Annotated in this window: 17 protein-coding genes; 8 read left to right on the top strand and 9 right to left on the bottom strand. The window is 65.3% G+C overall.

From position 1 onward, the window contains the following. Nucleotides 1-12: 12 nt before the first annotated feature. Nucleotides 13-1,131, bottom strand: a complete 1,119-nt coding sequence (locus tag DBZ45_RS05015) for a PrpF domain-containing protein (RefSeq protein WP_111902836.1) — start codon at nt 1,129-1,131, stop codon at nt 13-15. Nucleotides 1,132-1,373: 242 nt separating this feature from the next. On the opposite strand from DBZ45_RS05015, the gene DBZ45_RS05010 reads away from it, so the two are divergent. Next, entirely contained in the window at nt 1,374-2,312 is a 939-nt protein-coding gene (locus DBZ45_RS05010) for a LysR family transcriptional regulator (protein ID WP_111902835.1), read from the top strand. Nucleotides 2,313-2,417: 105 nt separating this feature from the next. On the opposite strand, the gene DBZ45_RS05005 is transcribed toward DBZ45_RS05010, so the two are convergent. The 3 genes from DBZ45_RS05005 to DBZ45_RS04995 all read right to left on the bottom strand — a co-directional run bounded on the left by DBZ45_RS05005 (nt 2,418) and on the right by DBZ45_RS04995 (nt 4,833). Next, nucleotides 2,418-2,891, bottom strand: coding sequence for a DUF4383 domain-containing protein (locus DBZ45_RS05005; protein WP_111902834.1), 474 nt, complete (start codon nt 2,889-2,891; stop codon nt 2,418-2,420). Nucleotides 2,892-3,054: 163 nt separating this feature from the next. Beyond that, nucleotides 3,055-3,762, bottom strand: a complete 708-nt coding sequence (locus DBZ45_RS05000; protein WP_111902833.1) for a DUF2306 domain-containing protein — start codon at nt 3,760-3,762, stop codon at nt 3,055-3,057. Between the two features lie 9 nt (nt 3,763-3,771). Then, entirely contained in the window at nt 3,772-4,833 is a 1,062-nt protein-coding gene (locus DBZ45_RS04995) for an NAD(P)-dependent alcohol dehydrogenase (protein WP_223256933.1), read from the bottom strand. A gap of 112 nt (nt 4,834-4,945) precedes the next feature. Here DBZ45_RS04995 and DBZ45_RS04990 point away from each other — a divergent pair, with 112 nt between their 5' ends. Together DBZ45_RS04990 and DBZ45_RS04985 are read left to right on the top strand one after the other, a co-directional pair. Continuing rightward, the gene (locus tag DBZ45_RS04990) at nt 4,946-5,686 is read left to right on the top strand and encodes a TetR/AcrR family transcriptional regulator (protein ID WP_111902832.1); all 741 of its coding nucleotides are present in this window, start codon (nt 4,946-4,948) and stop codon (nt 5,684-5,686) included. 177 nt (nt 5,687-5,863) lie between these two features. Continuing rightward, the gene (locus DBZ45_RS04985) at nt 5,864-6,943 is read left to right on the top strand and encodes a TerC family protein (RefSeq protein ID WP_111902831.1); all 1,080 of its coding nucleotides are present in this window, start codon (nt 5,864-5,866) and stop codon (nt 6,941-6,943) included. Nucleotides 6,944-7,047: 104 nt separating this feature from the next. Here DBZ45_RS04985 and DBZ45_RS04980 read toward each other — a convergent pair whose 3' ends face one another. Next, nucleotides 7,048-7,977 (bottom strand): NADP-dependent oxidoreductase, encoded by a 930-nt coding sequence (locus tag DBZ45_RS04980; protein WP_111902830.1) that lies wholly within the window; start codon nt 7,975-7,977, stop codon nt 7,048-7,050. A 93-nt stretch (nt 7,978-8,070) separates the two neighbouring features. After that, complete coding sequence (locus tag DBZ45_RS04975) at nt 8,071-8,889, bottom strand: FadR/GntR family transcriptional regulator (RefSeq protein WP_111902829.1); 819 nt, start codon at nt 8,887-8,889, stop codon at nt 8,071-8,073. Between the two features lie 96 nt (nt 8,890-8,985). Here DBZ45_RS04975 and DBZ45_RS04970 point away from each other — a divergent pair, with 96 nt between their 5' ends. The 3 genes from DBZ45_RS04970 to DBZ45_RS04960 are packed head-to-tail and all read left to right on the top strand — an operon-like array spanning nt 8,986 to nt 12,044. Further along, the gene (locus DBZ45_RS04970) at nt 8,986-9,864 is read left to right on the top strand and encodes a carbon-nitrogen hydrolase family protein (RefSeq protein ID WP_190243015.1); all 879 of its coding nucleotides are present in this window, start codon (nt 8,986-8,988) and stop codon (nt 9,862-9,864) included. 10 nt (nt 9,865-9,874) lie between these two features. After that, complete coding sequence (locus DBZ45_RS04965) at nt 9,875-11,227, top strand: APC family permease (protein WP_223256932.1); 1,353 nt, start codon at nt 9,875-9,877, stop codon at nt 11,225-11,227. A 34-nt stretch (nt 11,228-11,261) separates the two neighbouring features. Continuing rightward, nucleotides 11,262-12,044 carry a carbon-nitrogen hydrolase family protein gene (locus DBZ45_RS04960; RefSeq protein WP_111902827.1) on the top strand — a complete coding sequence of 261 codons (783 nt, stop codon included), beginning with the start codon at nt 11,262-11,264 and terminating at the stop codon, nt 12,042-12,044. 76 nt (nt 12,045-12,120) lie between these two features. Here DBZ45_RS04960 and DBZ45_RS04955 read toward each other — a convergent pair whose 3' ends face one another. Continuing rightward, on the bottom strand, nt 12,121-13,053 hold the full coding sequence (locus tag DBZ45_RS04955) for an excalibur calcium-binding domain-containing protein (protein WP_223256931.1): 933 nt from the start codon (nt 13,051-13,053) through the stop codon (nt 12,121-12,123). Between the two features lie 392 nt (nt 13,054-13,445). Here DBZ45_RS04955 and DBZ45_RS04950 point away from each other — a divergent pair, with 392 nt between their 5' ends. Then, nucleotides 13,446-14,810 (top strand): MFS transporter, encoded by a 1,365-nt coding sequence (locus DBZ45_RS04950; protein WP_111902826.1) that lies wholly within the window; start codon nt 13,446-13,448, stop codon nt 14,808-14,810. A 25-nt stretch (nt 14,811-14,835) separates the two neighbouring features. Here DBZ45_RS04950 and DBZ45_RS04945 read toward each other — a convergent pair whose 3' ends face one another. Together DBZ45_RS04945 and DBZ45_RS04940 are read right to left on the bottom strand one after the other, a co-directional pair. Continuing rightward, entirely contained in the window at nt 14,836-15,159 is a 324-nt protein-coding gene (locus DBZ45_RS04945; RefSeq protein ID WP_111902825.1) for a hypothetical protein, read from the bottom strand. A 145-nt stretch (nt 15,160-15,304) separates the two neighbouring features. Further along, a complete protein-coding gene (locus DBZ45_RS04940) occupies nt 15,305-16,375 on the bottom strand; it encodes a LacI family DNA-binding transcriptional regulator (RefSeq protein WP_111902824.1) in 1,071 nt (356 codons plus the stop codon). A 206-nt stretch (nt 16,376-16,581) separates the two neighbouring features. Between DBZ45_RS04940 and DBZ45_RS04935 the strand changes: the two genes are divergently transcribed. Then, nucleotides 16,582-17,064, top strand: coding sequence for a hypothetical protein (locus tag DBZ45_RS04935; protein ID WP_111902823.1), 483 nt, complete (start codon nt 16,582-16,584; stop codon nt 17,062-17,064). The last annotated feature ends 91 nt before the right edge of the window (nt 17,065-17,155 follow it).

Raw genomic sequence — 17,155 nt, 5'->3', positions numbered from 1 at the left:
GAGTGGCGCTGGTCAGTTGGTGGCGCTGGCGAAAGAGGCGTCGACGGCGCTGCCGAGGGCCTCGGGGAGGTGGATGGTGGTGGTGGCGATGGTGCGGGCGGTCCGGTCGACGCCGACGAGCAGCGATCCGTCCCGTTCCTCGCTCCAGGTTTCGATCACGCCGGCCGGTGTCTGCAGCCGCAGGGTAGGGCGAACGGTGCTGCCGGTGATGTTGTTAAGCACAGTGCCCGGGGTACGGGCGGCGAGGGTCAGTGCGATGCTTCCGGTAATGGCAAGCGCCGGGTGGGGCTTGCCCATCGAGAGCATCATGACGCTGACGTCGCTTTCGTCGTCGGCCTTGGCGGGTGACGCTGCGATCGCGACCTTGGGCACGGCTCGGGCCGCTTCGGCCGTGGTGGCGGCGAGGCCCATCCGCACTGCTGCCTGGCGGCGGATGTGCTCCAGTGTCTCCAGTTGCAGCTCTACCCCGGCGGACCAGCTGTCGTACCGCTCCGGGTCAAGGCCCAGGTCCTCAGCCCGGAGAATGACTACTGGTGCTCCGGCGTCGACCATGGAGACGGTCCAGCGGGTTCCGCCGGCCGTGATGGTGTCTGAGGCAGAACCTGTTGGAAGCAGCTGTCCGGTGGTTTTGCCGGCAGGGTCCTGGAAGCCGAGGCCAACCCGGTATCCGGGGAACGGCACGCCCGGCATCTGTGCTTCCGGGACGATCGGCAGGGCGCCGGACGGTGTGGATACCCGCTGGATGATGATCTGGCCCGTGTTGGTGTTGCGGGTAATGATGCGCGTGACGTCGCCGGTGGGCACCACCCAGCCCTTTTCGATGGCGTACAGGCCGACCACCGCGGAGCAGTTGCCGCAATTGCTGCCCCAATCCACAGCGGCCTCTTCGATGCCCACCTGAGCGAAGGTGAACTCGACATCAACGTCATCGTCTGCGGGGCGGTGAAGGATCATCGCTTTGCTGGTGGTGGAGGTTGCACCGCCGACGCCGTCGATCTGCCGATGGTCCGGGCTGCCGAACAGGCGGGGAAGCAGCACATCCGGGCTGGTTCCCGTCTCGTCCAGCTGTCCGGTTTCGAAGACCCAGCACTTGCTGGTGCCTCCGCGCATCCACTCTGCTTCGATCTTCATGATCCGTTCCTTGCTTCTCGACTGACCGGACCGTTCCGGACTTCCTGTTTCGAGAATGAGCCAGATCACAAATGAAGACAATGTTGGATTTCTGTCCTCCTATGTAGTGTTGCTTCATTCACTGCTGTTGCACGGATACTGATGGTGCGTCGCAGAGAAAACCCACCCCCAATGGCCCCCGAACTCCTGCCTTTTAAGAGCGGCCTGCATAGAATGAACCAATTGCGGAGAAGGGTAAACAAGTGCTTAACGATGAAGCCCAAGATTTATTCGATATTCGGCGGCTGGCGTTGCTGGTGGAGGTCGTCGAGCAAGGATCGATCACTGCTGCGGCCGAACTGATGCTGTACACGCCCTCGGCAGTCTCCCAGCAGCTGCGAAAGCTCGAACAGGAAGTCGGGCAGCCTCTCCTCACCCGGCGCTCGCGCGGGGTGGTCCCCACGGAGGCGGGTCAGGTGCTTGCCGGCCATGCCCGCAAAATCGTCGGGCAGATGCGGGCCGCCCAGTCCGACCTCGACCAAATCGCGGGCCTGAAACGCGGTTCCCTGACGGTAGGGACGTTTCCGACTCTCGCCGGGTCATTCATGCCCGTTGTCATCCGGGCCTTCAAGAAGAGGTACCCGGCGATTGGGCTCTCGCTGCGAAGTGCACGCTTCGAGGAGCTTGTTGATGACCTGCAGTCGGGAGTCACCGGGCTGTGCCTGCTCTGGGACTACCCTTGGAACCGCTTTCATGACGATTCCATCCGGACCACCGAAGTGTTCCAGGAAAGCACCGTCCTCCTGCTCTCCCGCGGGCACCCTCTCGCCGACCGGCAAGAGATCCGCATGGAGGAGCTACGGAAGGAATCGTGGATAGTGCGGGCCGAGGCGCACCCCGTGGTGGAAGTACTGCAGCGCTCGGCCCATGAGGCGGGGTTCGAACCAACGATTGGCTTCCTGGCCAATGATTATCAGGAAGCCCAGGCGATGGTGAGCGTCGGGATGGGCGTGGCGATGGTGCCCAAGACTGCTGTGGCCCTGCAGCACCCGGACGTCAGGGTCATCAGCCTCGGCTCCGCGGCACCCCTGCGGCGGGTATTGCTGGCCCAGCGCCAGGACAAGGTCTACGCTCCGGCGGAGGTTGCTTTCCACTCCACCCTGCTGGAAGTCGCCCGCGAACATGCCGAAGACTATCTGTAGCGGCCGGGGGGATCTTTGAACATGACGACAGCCGTCCCCCTAGACCAGATTGCCCGCTCAGGGGACGGCCGTCGTCGTTGGTTGATTCAGGACCGCGGGTCCGCGCTAGGGCGTGGCGGTTCCCCTCGTCCGGTCCATGGCATCCCTGCCGAGCCAGAGGCCCAAACCGACCATGGCGAGGCCGAGGATCAGATGGAGCCAGTTATCGGCAGTGTTGAACGGTACGAAGTTGGCGCTCCCGTCCATGTCAATGACCAGGCCGTAGATCCACAGAACGATGTACACGATGCCGCCGCCAAGCAGGAACCAGCGGGCCGTCGAGGCGGTCCGGGCCATTGCGATGCCGGCCGCGCCGAACAGTAAATGGACGATGTTGTGCAGCACGGACACCTGGAACACTCCGAGCAGCATTGCCCCGGAGTCATACCCGGCAAAGCTCATGGCGCCGTAGTTGCTGGTGATTCCCGGGATGAACCCGAGGACGCCGACCAGCAGGAAAACCGCACCAAGACCCATGGCGGTGTTGTGAAGGGACAACCCCATGGCGTGGTGGTGGGTGGGGTGTGAAGCGGTAGTCATTAGTCTCCCTTTCACGGTGACTGCCAGCTCTTCAAATGGAGAACCGGCCTCGCGGCAAGGAGTCGCAGGAATCCTGCCGACGTCCACAGCCTACTCCTGAAAACCGCGCGAGGGCAGGTGCCTCGTGGCAAGGCAAAGGCAGGGCGGCTGCGCAACGGGGCGCCTACGCCCCCATTTTTGGGGTGCCCCACCCTCGGCGGATGACGTATTCGGCCACTGCCAGGTTGATGACCCAGGCTGCTCCCATGAGGACGGCCCGGCTTGTCACATCGGGCGGACCCGTCAGCAGCTCGGGGATGATGAGGATGAGGGCCTGTGTTCCTGCCGCAATTCCGATGGCGTACGCGCGGGTCATCCAGGCGCCGTGTTTGGCGAAGTCCCGGCGGGTGATGGCCAGGACTCCGAGGATCAGGCTCACCAGCATGGCGCTGCCGAAGACCAGCCGGAGGATGAGCAGGAGGAGCCCGTCGCTGGGTGGCAGCGCGTAGAACAGGGCCATCCACAGTCCGGACAGGGCCGCCAGGAAGCCGGCGGGTATCAGGATACGTCCCGCCGTGCGGTGCCAGCTGCGCCTGCCCCGGTGCAGGGACGGGGTGAATTGGAAAGCCCCCAGGAGGGAGTAGACGGTGACGCTGATGATGTGCGTGACCACCGGGACGGGGGAGGCGAAGAACCTCTCGTTCCTCGGGGTGATGGTGGCGCCGCCGGTCAGTTCGGTTAGGCGTGCCGCTCCGGCGATTATGGGGATGAGCGTGAGGAAGATCAGGCCTGCAGGCACCAGCCAGTGATGCCGGGGCCGTCGTCGGGAACCGGGCCTGTGGTTGACGGTAGGACCTGGAGCCTGGGCGGCGGTGTTTTCGGTGGCGTTCACGGGAGCCTCCTATTCGCCGGCGATGCGGAGGATGGCGTTTCCCTTTTTGCGTCCGGCATCGACAAAGCGGTGCGCCTGGACGATCTGGGAAAGGGTGTAGGTCCGGTCGATGACGGGCCGGTACCGGCCCGCTTCCGCGAGGCGGACGAGGTCGGCGAGGTCGTCGGCGGTGTAGCTGAGCTTCAGGTCGCCGGCAGTGACGAGTTTTCCGCTTCTGCGGGTGTTGGCTGACGCCTGGAGAATCCCCTTCAGGTCGGCGACGACGAGAAGCAGTTTTCCGCCCGGGTTCAGGCTGCCGGATACCCGGCTGAAGGGGGCGTTGCCGACGCAGTCGACGATCACGTCGTAGGTGTGGTCCCCGGCGGCGAAGTCCTGGGCGCTGTAGTCGATCACCCGGTCCGCACCCAGAGAGGTCACCAGATCGCGGTTTCCGTTGCTGCAGACTGCAGTGACATGGGCTCCCATGTTCTTGGCGAGCTGCACCGCGGCTGTCCCCACGGCGCCGGAGGCTCCGTTGATGAGGACGGTGTCGCCGGGTTTGACGTCGGCGCGGGCCAGGAAGCCGCGGGCCGTGAGGCCGCCGAAAACGATCGTGACTGCCTCCTCGAAACCCATGGTCCGCGGTTTGGCCGTGATGGCTGCGTCCTGCACGACCGTCACGTATTCGGCGTGGCCGCCGAACTTTGCCCCGAGCATGGCGACCACCTCGTCACCCACCCCGAACCTGCTTACTGCGGATCCCGTGGCTTCGACCACGCCCGCGACGTCCATTCCCAAAACCCTGTGCCGTGGACGGAAGGCGCCGAGTCCGAGCGCCGTCGGGATTCCCAGGCCCGCGGGGACGGTGCGGCTGCGGGCGCGGTGGTCGGCGGCGCTGACCGTGCTGGCGTGGACTTTGATGAGGACCTCGTCCGGACGCGGTGACGGCTTGGGGATTTCCTCGACGTGGACCACTTCGGGTGCGCCGAACCGGCGGTAGGTAGCCGCCCTCATCGTGCTGCCGGGGCGGCCGCTGCCGCCTGCGTCAGCCGGACGGTGGCCGACATCCGTGCCTGCTTGCTTGGTATTCATGGGGAACTCCTCGTACCCGTTGGTGTACGACGTACACCTTTATGGAAGGAGGATAAAGTGTACGCAGTACACCTGTCAATGGCGTAAGTTTGGATCAGGGAAAGGAAGGTTCGTGACCCAGCAGATTGACGGGCAGCGCCGGGTGCGGCTGAACCGAAACCGGGTGCTGCAGGCTGCCGTTTCGCTGGCGGACGAGGCCGGACTCGACGAGCTCAGCATGCGCCGGCTCGGGCAGGAACTGGGCGTTGTGCCGATGGCGCTCTACAAGCACGTCGCCAACAAGGAGGAGCTCCTCGACGGCATGGTCGAGGCAATCATCTCCGAGATCGACCCTGCGGTAGGCGGCGCCGATTGGAAGAACGCTGTCAGGCTGCGGGTGCTGTCGGCCAGGGCGGTGCTCCAGCGGCACCGGTGGGCCCGGCAGGTCCTGGAATCACGAACCAACCAGACCCCCGCCGTCCTCGGCTACATGGACTCCTTCATCGCCATGTTCCTGGCCGCTGGCTTCTCAGTGGACCTCACCCATCACGTCATGCACGCCATGGGCAGCCGCATCTGGGGATTCACCCAAGAGCTGTTTGATGACTCCGCCGGCCGGGGTGGGGGAGACGCTGTTGAGGTGGCACCCGAGGTGCAGGCTGCAATGTTCGAGCAGATCGCGGCACGCTATCCGAACATCCTTCAGGTGGCCACCGCAGCGAGGCATGATGAAGGCTCTGTTGTGGGCCGTGGCTGCGACGACCAGTTTGAGTTTGAATTTGCCCTCGACCTGCTCCTGGACGGCTTTGAACGGCTCCATCGGCAGGGATGGACATCACGGCAGGCCAAAAAGCAGCAGCGGAACGAAGGCTGAGGACGGCGTCAGCCACGTTGATCAGTTACGATTTAACCCATCAAGGGGAGTACTCCCGTCTGTGAGTGGCCCGTCAGTACGGATGCAGCGATGCATCCCGGGCCACCGGCTCCGGCTCAGCCGGGCGGAGGAGACCTTGGCGTACATGTCAACGCCTACCCCTTTGGAGTACCCACCATGCAGGTAACCCCTCTGGTCTGGATCATCACCATCGCCGTGACCATCCTGTTCTTTGTCTACGAGTTCTTCGCCCACGTCCGCAAACCCCACGAACCGTCAATCGCCGAATCGGCGCGCTGGTCGGCGTTTTACATCGGACTGGCGCTGCTGTTCGGCGTCGGGATTGGCATGGTATCGGGCTGGACGTTCGGCGGAGAGTACTTCGCCGGCTACCTCACCGAAAAAGCCCTGTCCGTCGACAACCTGTTCGTCTTCCTCATCGTGATGGCAGGGTTCGCCGTCCCCAGGAAGTACCAACAGAAGGTGCTGATGGTGGGCATCATCATCGCCCTCATCCTGCGCGGCGGCTTCATCGCCATCGGGGCCACGCTGATTGAGAACTTCTCCTGGGTGTTCTACATCTTCGGCGCCCTGCTGCTCTTCCTCGCGTACCGGCAAGCCTTCGGCGGCCATGACAGCAACCCAGCCGACGGCAGGTTCATGAAATTCGTGCGCCGCGTCCTGCCGGTCACCCCGGACTACCACCGGGACAGGCTCACTGTGAACCTGGGCGGCAAGCGGTTCGTGACGCCGATGCTGCTCACCATCATTGCCATCGGCTTCGTGGACCTGATCTTCGCGGTCGACTCGATTCCCGCAATCTACGGCCTGACGAGCGAGGCGTATATCGTCTTCACCGCCAACGCCTTCGCCCTGATGGGCCTGCGGCAGCTGTTCTTCCTCATCGGAGGACTGCTGGAACGCCTGGTGTACCTCGCGCAGGGCCTGGCCGTCATCCTGGCGTTCATCGGTGTAAAGCTGGTCTTCCACGCCCTGCACGTCAACGAGGTGTCCTTCATCAACGGTGGCCAGCCGCTCCTGTGGGTGCCTGAGATCCCCATCTGGTTCTCACTGCTCTTCATCGCTGCCGCCATCCTGGTGGCCACGGGGGCCAGCCTGGCCAAGACCCGCAGAGGCGGGGTTGGCGACGGTGTCCTCGGTGACGGAGTGTCCCATGACCGCACCTCCGCGGCATACCAGGATGCGGACGCTGGCGTGGATGAGGACACGGACAGCACGGCCCGCAGCAGGCGGTAGCCTCCGGCCGGCTACCCCTGCAGGACGCACGACGGCGGCACCAAGTGTTAGGTGCCGCCGTCGTGCGTCCGGTGGGACGGGGCCTTAGGCGACCAACTGCGGGATCAGGAATCCTGGTCCACGGCAACGATGATCTTGCCGCGGGTATGTCCCTCCATGTTGGACCGGAAGGCATCCGCGGCCTGTTCCAGCGGGAAGACTTCGGCAACTTCAACATGGATGTTCCGGCTGTCCACCAAGTCGGCCAGTTCCTGCAGGTCGGCACCTACGGGGCTGACCCACATCCAGGTACCGCCATGCTTCTCCGCTTCACTGTCGGCGATCGAAGCATGCCGGCCTCCTTCGGCCAACACCGCCAGCGTTGCTTCGAGGTTTCCACCCACGAAATCGGCAACGACATCCACGCCGTCAGGGCGCAGCGCACGCACGCGGTCTGCAAGTCCATCCCCGTAGGCAACCGGCTCGGCACCCAGGGAGCGGAGGAATTCGTGGTTCTTCTCCGAGGCGGTGGCAATGACACTGGCGCCCCTGGCTACGGCGATCTGGATGCCAAGCGACCCCACGCCCCCGGAACCACCGTGGATCAGAACAGTTTCGCCCGCCTTCAGGCCCAGCCGGTTGAGGACCTGATAGGCGGTCAGCCCGGCCAGGGGCAGGCCAGCCGATTCGTTCCACCCCAGCGAGGCAGGCTTCCGCGCCAACACCCGCTCCGGCAGCGCGATGTACTCGGCAAAACTTCCGCCGTGGACGTAGTCCTTGCGGCCATAGGCGATGACCTCGTCGCCGGGCTTGAACTGCCGGGCATCGATGCCCACAGACTCCACCACCCCCGTCACGTCCCAGCCTGGGATCGCGGGGAACTCCAGGTCCATTACTGCGTCCAGGTAGCCGGCCATGATCTTCCAGTCCACAGGGTTCACTGCGGCTGCCCTGACCTTGACCAAGACCATTCCCGGCCCGACTTTAGGCATCGGCTGATCGCCGTATTCGAGGACGTCCGGGTTTCCGTAGGTGCTGTAGGTGATTGCCTTCATGTTTGCCACAACCGCGTGGCCGGACTTCCCTATTCCGGATCCGGACACGAAGTGTTGTGCCGCACTGGGCGGCAGGCCGGGCGGCGGACTGGTTCAGGCGTGCGCAGGTTGGGATCCACCCGGGGCCAGTCCCATGAACATGGTCCGGTGCAGGATGTCCACGTGCTTGCGGGAGATCTCGACTGCGGTATCTCCGTCGTGTGCCCGCAGCGCTGCCACCAGCTCGATGTGGTCGCAGTTGGACTTGTGCAGCAGCTCGATGGGGTAGGGGATGAAGTAGGCATAGAGCTCGGCCAGGGTCTCGTGGTAAACCCCGACGGCGGTCCCCAGGCAGGACGCGGTGCCCACCAGCTGGTGGAACTGCTCGTCAGCCTGGTGGTAGCCGGACCAGTCCGTCGACGCCGCCATCTCGCGGGTCAGCCGCTCCAGCTCGTCCAGCTGTTCGGCGGTGGCGTTGACGGCCGCGTAATGGGTCACCGCGCATTCGAAGAGCAGCCGCCGGTCCACCAGCCGGTTCACCGCCTGGGACTCGGCGGGTGATGCCGTCAGTTCGGCCAGTACGTCCCGCGGCGGCTCGTCCGCCACGAAGGTTCCGCCGGCCCGGCCGCGGCGCCGCACCACCACGCCCTGGTCCGCCAGGCTCGCCAGGGCCCGACGGGCCGTGATCGGGCTGACCGACAGGCCGAGCGCCACGTCCTCCTGGTCGGGCAGGCGCTCGCCGGGTTTCAGCAGTCCGAGCGAAATGGCCATGCCGATGCGCAGTCGGACGGCATCGATCGCGCTGCGGCGGTCCATGCCGGCCAGCGCCCTGGATCCAATTCTCGAAGCATCAGTGCGCGAGGCGCCGCCCGAAGCGGCGTCGCCGGCGGAAGCGGGGGAGGCGCCCGCGGCGTCCTCCAACTGACGGGTCATATCCGCTACTTTACGGCCCATCCGCAGCCCCTTCCCATAATTGGATCATTCTGATCTAATATAACTCAGATCACACCCCAGCTCGGAGAAAAACCCATGCAACGAATCCTTCCCCTCATTGCTGCCCAGGCCCGGCCCAGGCTCATCGGTGAACCCGTCTCGGCCTTCGCCGAAGAGGTCAAAGTAGCCCTGGAAACCAAGCCGGACAGCAAACTCGTGGTCTTCCCGGAGCTGCACCTCTTCGGCGACGGGAACCCGGACCGGCAGCGCACCGAAGCGCTGCAGGACGCGGCCGAACCGCTGGACGGGCCGCGCGTCAAGGAACTGAAGGAGCTGGCCGCGGACCTGGGCATCTGGCTCGTCCCGGGCAGCGTCTGCGAGCGCGGCCCGGAAGGCCAGCTGTTCAACACCCAGCTGGTCCTCTCCCCGGAGGGGGAGCTGGCCGGCTATTACCGGAAGATCTTCCCCTGGCGCCCGTTCGAGCCCTACGATCCCGGCGACCGGTTCACCACCGTGGACCTGGCCGGCATCGGCAGGCTGGGCCTGAACATCTGCTACGACGCCTGGTATCCGGAGGTGTCCCGCCAGCTCGCCTGGATGGGCGCCGAGGTGATCCTCAACGTCGTCAAGACCACCACCCCGGATCGGCGGCAGGAGCTGGTGCTGGCCAAGGCGAACGCCATCGTGAACCAGGTGTTTGTGGTCAGCGTCAACTGCGCCGGCCCCACCGGCCAGGGCAAGAGCATCATCGTCGACCCCGAGGGCAACACCATCGCCGAATCCGGGGACGACGCCCGGGTGCTGCTCACGGCGGACCTGGACCTGGCCGCCGTCGGGCACGTCCGCACCCACGGGACGGAGAACCTCAACCGTCCCTGGTCCCAGTTCCGGGACGGCGAGGCCGCCGTCGAACTTCCCGTCTACCAGGGGCGGATCAATCCGCTGACCTGGACGCCCCCCACTTTCAATGCTTAAGGACAACCACGTGACCACTCCAACCCTGACCCGCACGCTGAAGCTGCCGTCGCTGGTGCTGTTCGGCCTGGCGTACCTGACCCCGCTGATCGTCCTGGCCATCTTCGGCCTGATCGCCGAGACCACGGGCGGGGCGGCGCCGTCGGCCTACCTCGTGGCGATGGTGGCCATGCTGTTCACGGCGCACAGCTACGGCCGGATGGCGGTGGCCTACCCGGTGGCCGGCTCCGCGTACACGTACGTGCGCCGGTCCATCGATCCCCGGGTGGGGTTCCTGGTGGGCTGGGCGATCCTGCTGGACTACCTGTTCCTGCCCATGGTGATCTGGCTGATCGGCAGTTCGTACCTGAACGCGCAGTTCCCGGGCGTGCCCATGTGGCTGTGGATTGTTGCCTTCATCCTCGTCACCACGGTGCTGAACATCCTGGGCATCAAGGTGGCGGACAAGGCCAACTACGTGCTGATGGCGTTCCAGCTGCTGGTGATCGTGATTTTCGTGGCGCTGGCCATCGGCAACGTGGTGTCCACCTCCGGCGCGGGCGGCCTGGCCAGCACGGAGCCGTTCTTCAACGGCACGTCCAGCTTCGCCACCGTCTCCGCCGGCGCGGCCATCGCGGCATACTCGTTCCTCGGGTTCGACGCCGTCACCACCCTCACCGAGGAAACGGTGGACCCGCGCCGGAACGTGCCCCGGGCCATCATGCTCATCGCGCTGATCGGCGGCGGCATTTTCGTGGCCGTCTCCTACATTACGCAGCTGGTGCACCCGGGCGGCGTGTTCGAGGACTCGGCCTCCGCGGCCAGCGCGATCGCGCTGCAGATCGGCGGGCAGCTCTTCGGCGCGGTGTTCCTCGCCGGGCTGGTGGTGGCGCAGTTCGCCTCCGGCCTGGCCGCGCAGGCCAGCGCCTCCCGCCTGGTCTACGCCATGGGCCGCGACTCGGTGCTGCCCAAGGCGGTGTTCGGCCGGCTGAACGCGAAGTTCCACACCCCCGTGGTGAACCTGGTGGTCACCGGAATCGTGGGCCTGATCGCGATTTTCCTGGACGTGGCGACGTCGACGTCGTTCATCAACTTCGGCGCGTTCACCGCCTTCACGCTGGTGAATGTGTCCGTGGTGTTCCACTACGTGCGCCGGCGCCGTGCCGGGGAGCAGCTGAACTTTGCATCGTACGTGGTGGTCCCGGCGGTGGGCGCCCTCGTCTGCGCCTACCTGCTCTCCCAGCTGGACAGCAACGCCATTACGCTGGGACTGTCCTGGCTGGCGCTGGGCATCGTGGTGCTGGCGCTGATCACGCGCGGCTTCCGCGCGGCGCCGCCGGAAATGACGACGACGGAGAAGGCCACCGTGGAGGCCGCCGCCTAGGTTTTTGTTGGATTACGGGACGGAAGGGACTGGCGTGAGGATAGCGCTCGGGCAGCTGGAGTCCGGCACGGACATTGCCGCCAACCTGGCCGCGATCGACCGGTTCGCCGCGTCCGCCGCCGCGGATGGCGCCATGCTGGTGGCCTTCCCGGAGTACGCCACGTACGAGAAGAAGGTGGTGGACGCCTCGTTCCCGGCGATGGCGGAGCCGCTGGACGGGCCGGTTTGCCGGGAACTTGCGGCCACCGCCGCCCGCCACGGGATCACGCTGGTGGCGGGGGTGGTGGAAACCTCCGGCGAGGAGGGCCGGGCGTACAACACGCTGGTGGCTTTCGGGCCTTCCGGCGAGCGGCTGGCCGTCTACCGGAAGATCCACCTGTTCGACGCGCAGGGCTTCGGGGAGTCGACGTACATCAAGCCGGGGCCGTCGACCGAGCCGGTGGTGTTCGAGGCCGGGGGAGCGCGGTTCGGGCTGATGACCTGCTACGACCTGCGGTTCCCGGAGCTGGCCCGGTCCCTGGCCGACGCCGGCGCCCAGGTTTTGCTGGTCTGCTCGTCGTGGGTGCCGGGAACGCACAAGACGGAGCAGTGGCTGGCTTTAAACGCGGCGCGGGGGATTGAGAACGGCGTCTACGTGGCTGGTGTGTGCCAGGCCCCGCCGGTGTCCGTAGGACGGAGTCTGCTGGTGGATCCGATGGGGTATGTCGAGGCGGACCTCGGGCTTGCGCCGGGGGTGCGGGCGGTGGAGGTTTCGCTCGCTACCGTGGCCCGCGTGCGGGAGCAGTTTCCTATGTTCCGGCAGCGGCGGCTGGGGTAGGGGCGCGGTTTGCTTGGTGCACAATGAGAAACGGGCCCGCCGCAGTAGCGGCGGACCCGTTTCTCATTCGCGTTAGTTATTCGCAGCCGATGCCGTCGCCGTCACGGTCGAGGTGGGCGGCGTATCCAGGGCTACCTGCGTATACAGGTGCAGCTCCTGCGGCCCTAGCGGCGGTGCAGTTTTTGTAGTAGACGGAGGCAGGCGCCGGTGCGGCGGGGACAACCACCTGCTGGGCGGCCTGCTCTGCGGCCGCCTGGGCCGCCGCCTGGTCCGCTGCCGCTTGCGCAGCCGCCGCCTGATCTGCCGCCGACTTTTCCGCTGCCTTTCGTGCCGCTGCCTCTTGAGCGGCTGCTTTTTCGGCGGCGAGCTTGTCCGCGGCTGCCTTGGCTGCTGCCTTTTCCGCGGCAAGTTTGTCCGCCGCCGCCTTTGCAGCGGCCTTTTGAGCGGCAACCTTGTCAGCTGCAATCTTCGCTGCCAAGACTTTGGCCTTAGCCTCGCGCGCTTCGACTACTTTTCGGGACTGAGCTTCCGAGAGCCATACGAGCTGCGCGTCGTCACCCTGCGTGCAGATGAAGGTTTCGCCATTATAGGTCTGGGACTCGTCGACGGTCAGGCAGGTAGTCTCAGCCGGATTCGTCTCAGTCGGCGTGGCCGAGGCCGCGGGCGTTGTCTCCTGCGCGGCCACGAGGGCCGCCTGGCTGCCATCAGTGCTCGGCGCAGCTCCCGCTGCCGCGATGCCGCCCAGCATAAACACGAGGACCCCAGAGAGGGTGACTGCCAACGCGCTCTTGCGGTGCGGAATGCCCACCCATGTACGCCGTTTGAGTAGCAAGGCGTAGAGTCCCGTGAGAACCGCAATTATTCCCAGAAATACCAAAACGGCAGCAAAGCCACCCGCAATGGCGGCAACCGAGAGAATAAACAGGACGATCGCCGTGACGATCCAGAAAAGCAGACCAGGACGCCAGCCGGTTCTCGGGCGCGCGGGTATAGCGGAATTATCGTTCATGGTTTTTCCCCAAAGAAAGTTGTTGTGCGAGCGAGCGTAATCACGCTAGGACCGGGGAATCAAGGGAGCCGCAAGAAATTCGCAGGTTTCGCGAAGGCCCTATTGTGAGTGGCTTCGGCCGCTCGTCAGGCGTCTGCAACAGGAAGAAGAAAAGGCGGTGGTTTGGCGCGAGCAGCAATGCACCGCCTGTTGCGGTCGGTTACGAGCGGGAACGGCAGAACCTGCGACTCCTTACTGGAGATGAAGTCGTGGCTCTTACAGGTCTAGCCTGTCGTGGTGGCCGGCACCAGCGCTATATGTAGCCTTTAGCCGGTCCCAAGATGACCAGAGCCATAGCAGGATGTGTCGTGGCCTAAGGCAACGATGACGCTCCGTAGGCCAAACTGGAACGTGTGAGCAACTCTTCCCGCACCGGCCTTGCCGTAGCCGGCCTCAGCCTGGGCACGGCGCTGAACCCGCTGAATTCGTCGATGATCGCCGTCGCTCTGGTGGTGTTGCGCCAGGACTTCCGGCTCGACGTCGCCACCGTCACGTGGGTGATCACCGCCTTCTACATCACCTCCGCCGCTGGCCAGCCGCTGATGGGGAGGCTCGCTGACAGGTTCGGTCCGCGGAAACTCTTCATGCTCGGCATGGGCCTGGTGCTCGTGTCCTGCGCGCTGGCGCCCTTCTCGCCGAACTTCGTGTTCGTCTGCATCGCCCGCGCGCTGATGGCGCTGGGAACGGCGACGGCCTACCCGAGCGCCGTCGTCATGGTCGGCACCCTGGCACGGCTGGCGGACACCACCTCGACCAGGCCGCTGGGCCGGATCCAGATGGCCAACACGTCCGGGGCGGCGGTGGGCCCGGTGGTCGGCGGGCTGCTGGTGAGCCTGGTCGGCTGGCAGGCGCTGTTCCTGGTCAATGTGCCGCTGGCCCTCGCCGCCCTGCTCATCGTGCGGAAGGCCGCACCTCCGGACGAGCGGCGGGAGCAGGGCAGCATCGCCACCCTGCTGCGCGACTCGGACATCCCTGGCATCCTCGCGTTCACGGGCGGCATGGTGCTGCTGCTCATGGGCCTGCTGAACGCGCTGCCCGGCTACCGCTGGTGGCTCCTCGGCGGCGCCATGGTCCTCGCGGTGCTGTTCGCCTGGCGCGAGCTGCGCTTCGACCGGCCGTTCCTGGACCTGCGGCTGCTCGGCAGGAACCGGCCTCTGCTGCTGGTGTACCTGGGCTTTACGGTGTTCAGCGGAGTCTACTACTTCGCGTTCTTTGGCCTGCCGCAGCTGCTGCAGGAGGCCGGCGGCTACAACCCCGGCCTGGTGGGCGTGCTGATGCTGCCGCTGGCGGCCATGTCAGTGGTCGTCACCCCGCTTGCCGTGCGTGCGATCGACCGGTTCGGCGCGCGGCGGGTGCTGATCGCCGGCGTCGTACTTTTGACCTTGGCGGCAGCGGCACTCTGGCTGCTGACAGCGTCGTTCGCCGTCCTGCTCGTGCTGCTGCTGACCGCCCTGATGGGCGTCCCGTACGGGTCGGCCAGCATCGCTTACAACCAGGGGCTGTACCTCTCCGCGGCACCGGAGGAAAGGGGAATGGCCGCCGGGATCTTTCAGACCTGCCGGTACGTCGGCGCTATCAGCGCGACGGTGATGATCGGCATCTTCTACGGCACCGGCGTCAACCAGGAGAACTGGGGCCGCGTGGTGCTGGTCATGTTGGCGCTCAGCGCGGTGACGTTCGTGGTGTCGCTGCTGTGGCGGGAGCGGAAGGCGGCGTAGACGAACGACGGCGGCACCGCCACCGCTATTGGCCTGAGCGCCGGTTGCGGGCCTGACCCACCAGCCAGCTGAAGGCAAAGATGAAGATGGTCTCAATCAGGACCATCAGTCCGAGCAGCAGCCACCGGCCCTGGCTGATAAAGACGATGGCGCCGGTGAGAACGAGCACGGTTCCAAGGACCAGCGCGTACACGGCGAAGCCGAAGGCCACCCTCGCGCTGCGCACGCCTGTGCGGAAGCCAAAGCCCCATGGCTCTCCGCCGGGCAATCCCTGGACGCGGTCGGGCCCTGCGGCCGGGAGCCTGTCAAACTCCTGCCACAGGTCCTCGTCGTGATCCCGATCCGTCATGCTTCCATTATCCCGCGTGCTTGGGCGGCCGGCTCCGTACCCTCGCCGTTACTGGGGAGCACGGCATCTCGTCACGGACGAACTCGTACGACTCCCACCGGGCTAAGGAATTGCCGGTGCCGCGGTCGTTCAGACGTTAGACGTCTCAATTGCTGCGGGAAGTGGTGCGTGCGGCACTGTTGCGCACAATGAGGCTCGGCGCTATCGGCGTGCGGTCCACTTCGCGCCCCTCCATGGCACCGATAAGCACTTCGGTGCTCATGAGTGCCAGTGCGGTGAAGTCCTGGCGAACCGTGGTTAGCGGAGGCAGGAAAAAGTCTGACCCTTCAATGTCGTCGAATCCAACGACGCTCACATCATCGGGAACGCGGACGCCGTTCTCGGCGAAGGCGCGGATTAGCCCAAGGGCGGTGTGGTCACTGGCTGCGAAGACCGCTTGGGGAATCCTCCCATCGCGGACGAGTTGGAGCCCGGCTTCGTAGGCCCATCGCGGGCTCCAGTCCCCTTCGATGCACAGGCCTGGTTCGAGGCCAGCCTCGCGGAGGGCGGCCTCCCAGCCGCGTTTTCGCACCCGCCCATCGAACCAGTCCATTGAGCCGGCGAAGTGGGCGATGTCGGTGTGGCCCAGCTCTATGAGGTGTTGGGTTGCGAGCCTCGCTCCGAGCTCCTGATTTTCTGAGTACGTGAAGACATTTGGCGTCGATGATGCTCCGGCTGCGATCATCTCCAGTGGCACACGGCATGTGGCGTTCCAGACCGCAGCCGCCATGTCGACGAGGGGAGCGATGACGATGATCCCCCCAACCCCGGTGTCGTCGAGGCTGTCGAGGGCGGCCTGCACGGAATCTTCGTAGGGTTTGTCGACACTGATGACGGTTGTGGCGTAGCCCTTCTTCCGCGCAACATTCTCCAGTGCCATGAGTGTCCCTACCGGGCCGAACCGCGGGGAGCCGTCGGACAGTATGCCTATGGAAGTCGACCGGCTGGTGACCAGTGCTGTGGCTGCCCGGTTGCGGCGGTAGCCGATGTCCTTGATGATCTGGAGTACTCGTTCGCGGGTCGCCGGACTGACGTCCGGTGCGTTGTTGAGGACCCTCGAGACCGTCCCGAACGAGACGCCGGCAATTTGAGCAACATCGTTGATGGTCGGCTTCCGGCGCAAAGGAGCGTCCGCAACCCGGTCGTTCGCGTCGCGGGGGATGGCCATGCCTGTCATGCTCCTGTCTTGCGTTCTGCGGTCCGAGCCGACGGCGGTGCTGTACGTCCACCATCTTACGTCGCCGCGCTGTCCCCGGATCCAGGGCGATACTCCGTGTGACGCTTGACACCCAAATCCGTAAACGTTTACGATCGCTAGCGTAAACGTTTACGGAGCTTCGTAAACGATCACGGAGATGGCACTTCAATGGAGAGGCAGCGCGGATGAGCGACACCAACGCCAACGCACTTTTACGTGATCCGAGCGTTGGGCATCGGAACATCGACCAGGCCCAGTGGGCAAATCTGGAACTGCTCCTGGCGGACGTAGCACGTGATGATCTCGCAGTCGCTGTCCGCACCTTCCTTTCCGCCGGCTCCTCGGGTGTCGTCGGCGTCTTCGATGACAACCTCCTGTGGGCGAGCCTGATCGTCTCGGTCGACCAATCGGGCGCACCCGAGTCGCTGTCGACCATTGACGGCCCTGCCGCTGCGGCGGCCGGTGAAATGGCAAAGGCGGCAGGGGAGGCGGTGAGGTGGGTCCAGGCCCATCACGGACCGTGCTCTCTTGGACTCTTCGTCGACAAAAAACATGCGGAGGCCCTTTTAAGGGCTTCAGACAAGGCTGCTGCTGTCCGTACCGCCTCCGCCGCCGGTGGACTCGTCCTGTCGCCGGTACCTCCTGCACTCGCCATAGCCCTGGCCTGACCACCCCCCCATCCATCGACCCACCTATCCCTCTCACAAGCACTGGAGAACAATGATGATCCGCAGGCTTCCCCTTGTGGCCTTGGCCGCA

It is taken from the genome of Arthrobacter globiformis (assembly GCF_003261175.1).
In the GTDB taxonomy this organism is placed as follows: Bacteria; Actinomycetota; Actinomycetes; order Actinomycetales; family Micrococcaceae; genus Arthrobacter; species Arthrobacter globiformis_A.
This window is presented reverse-complemented; position numbering and strand designations above follow the sequence as displayed.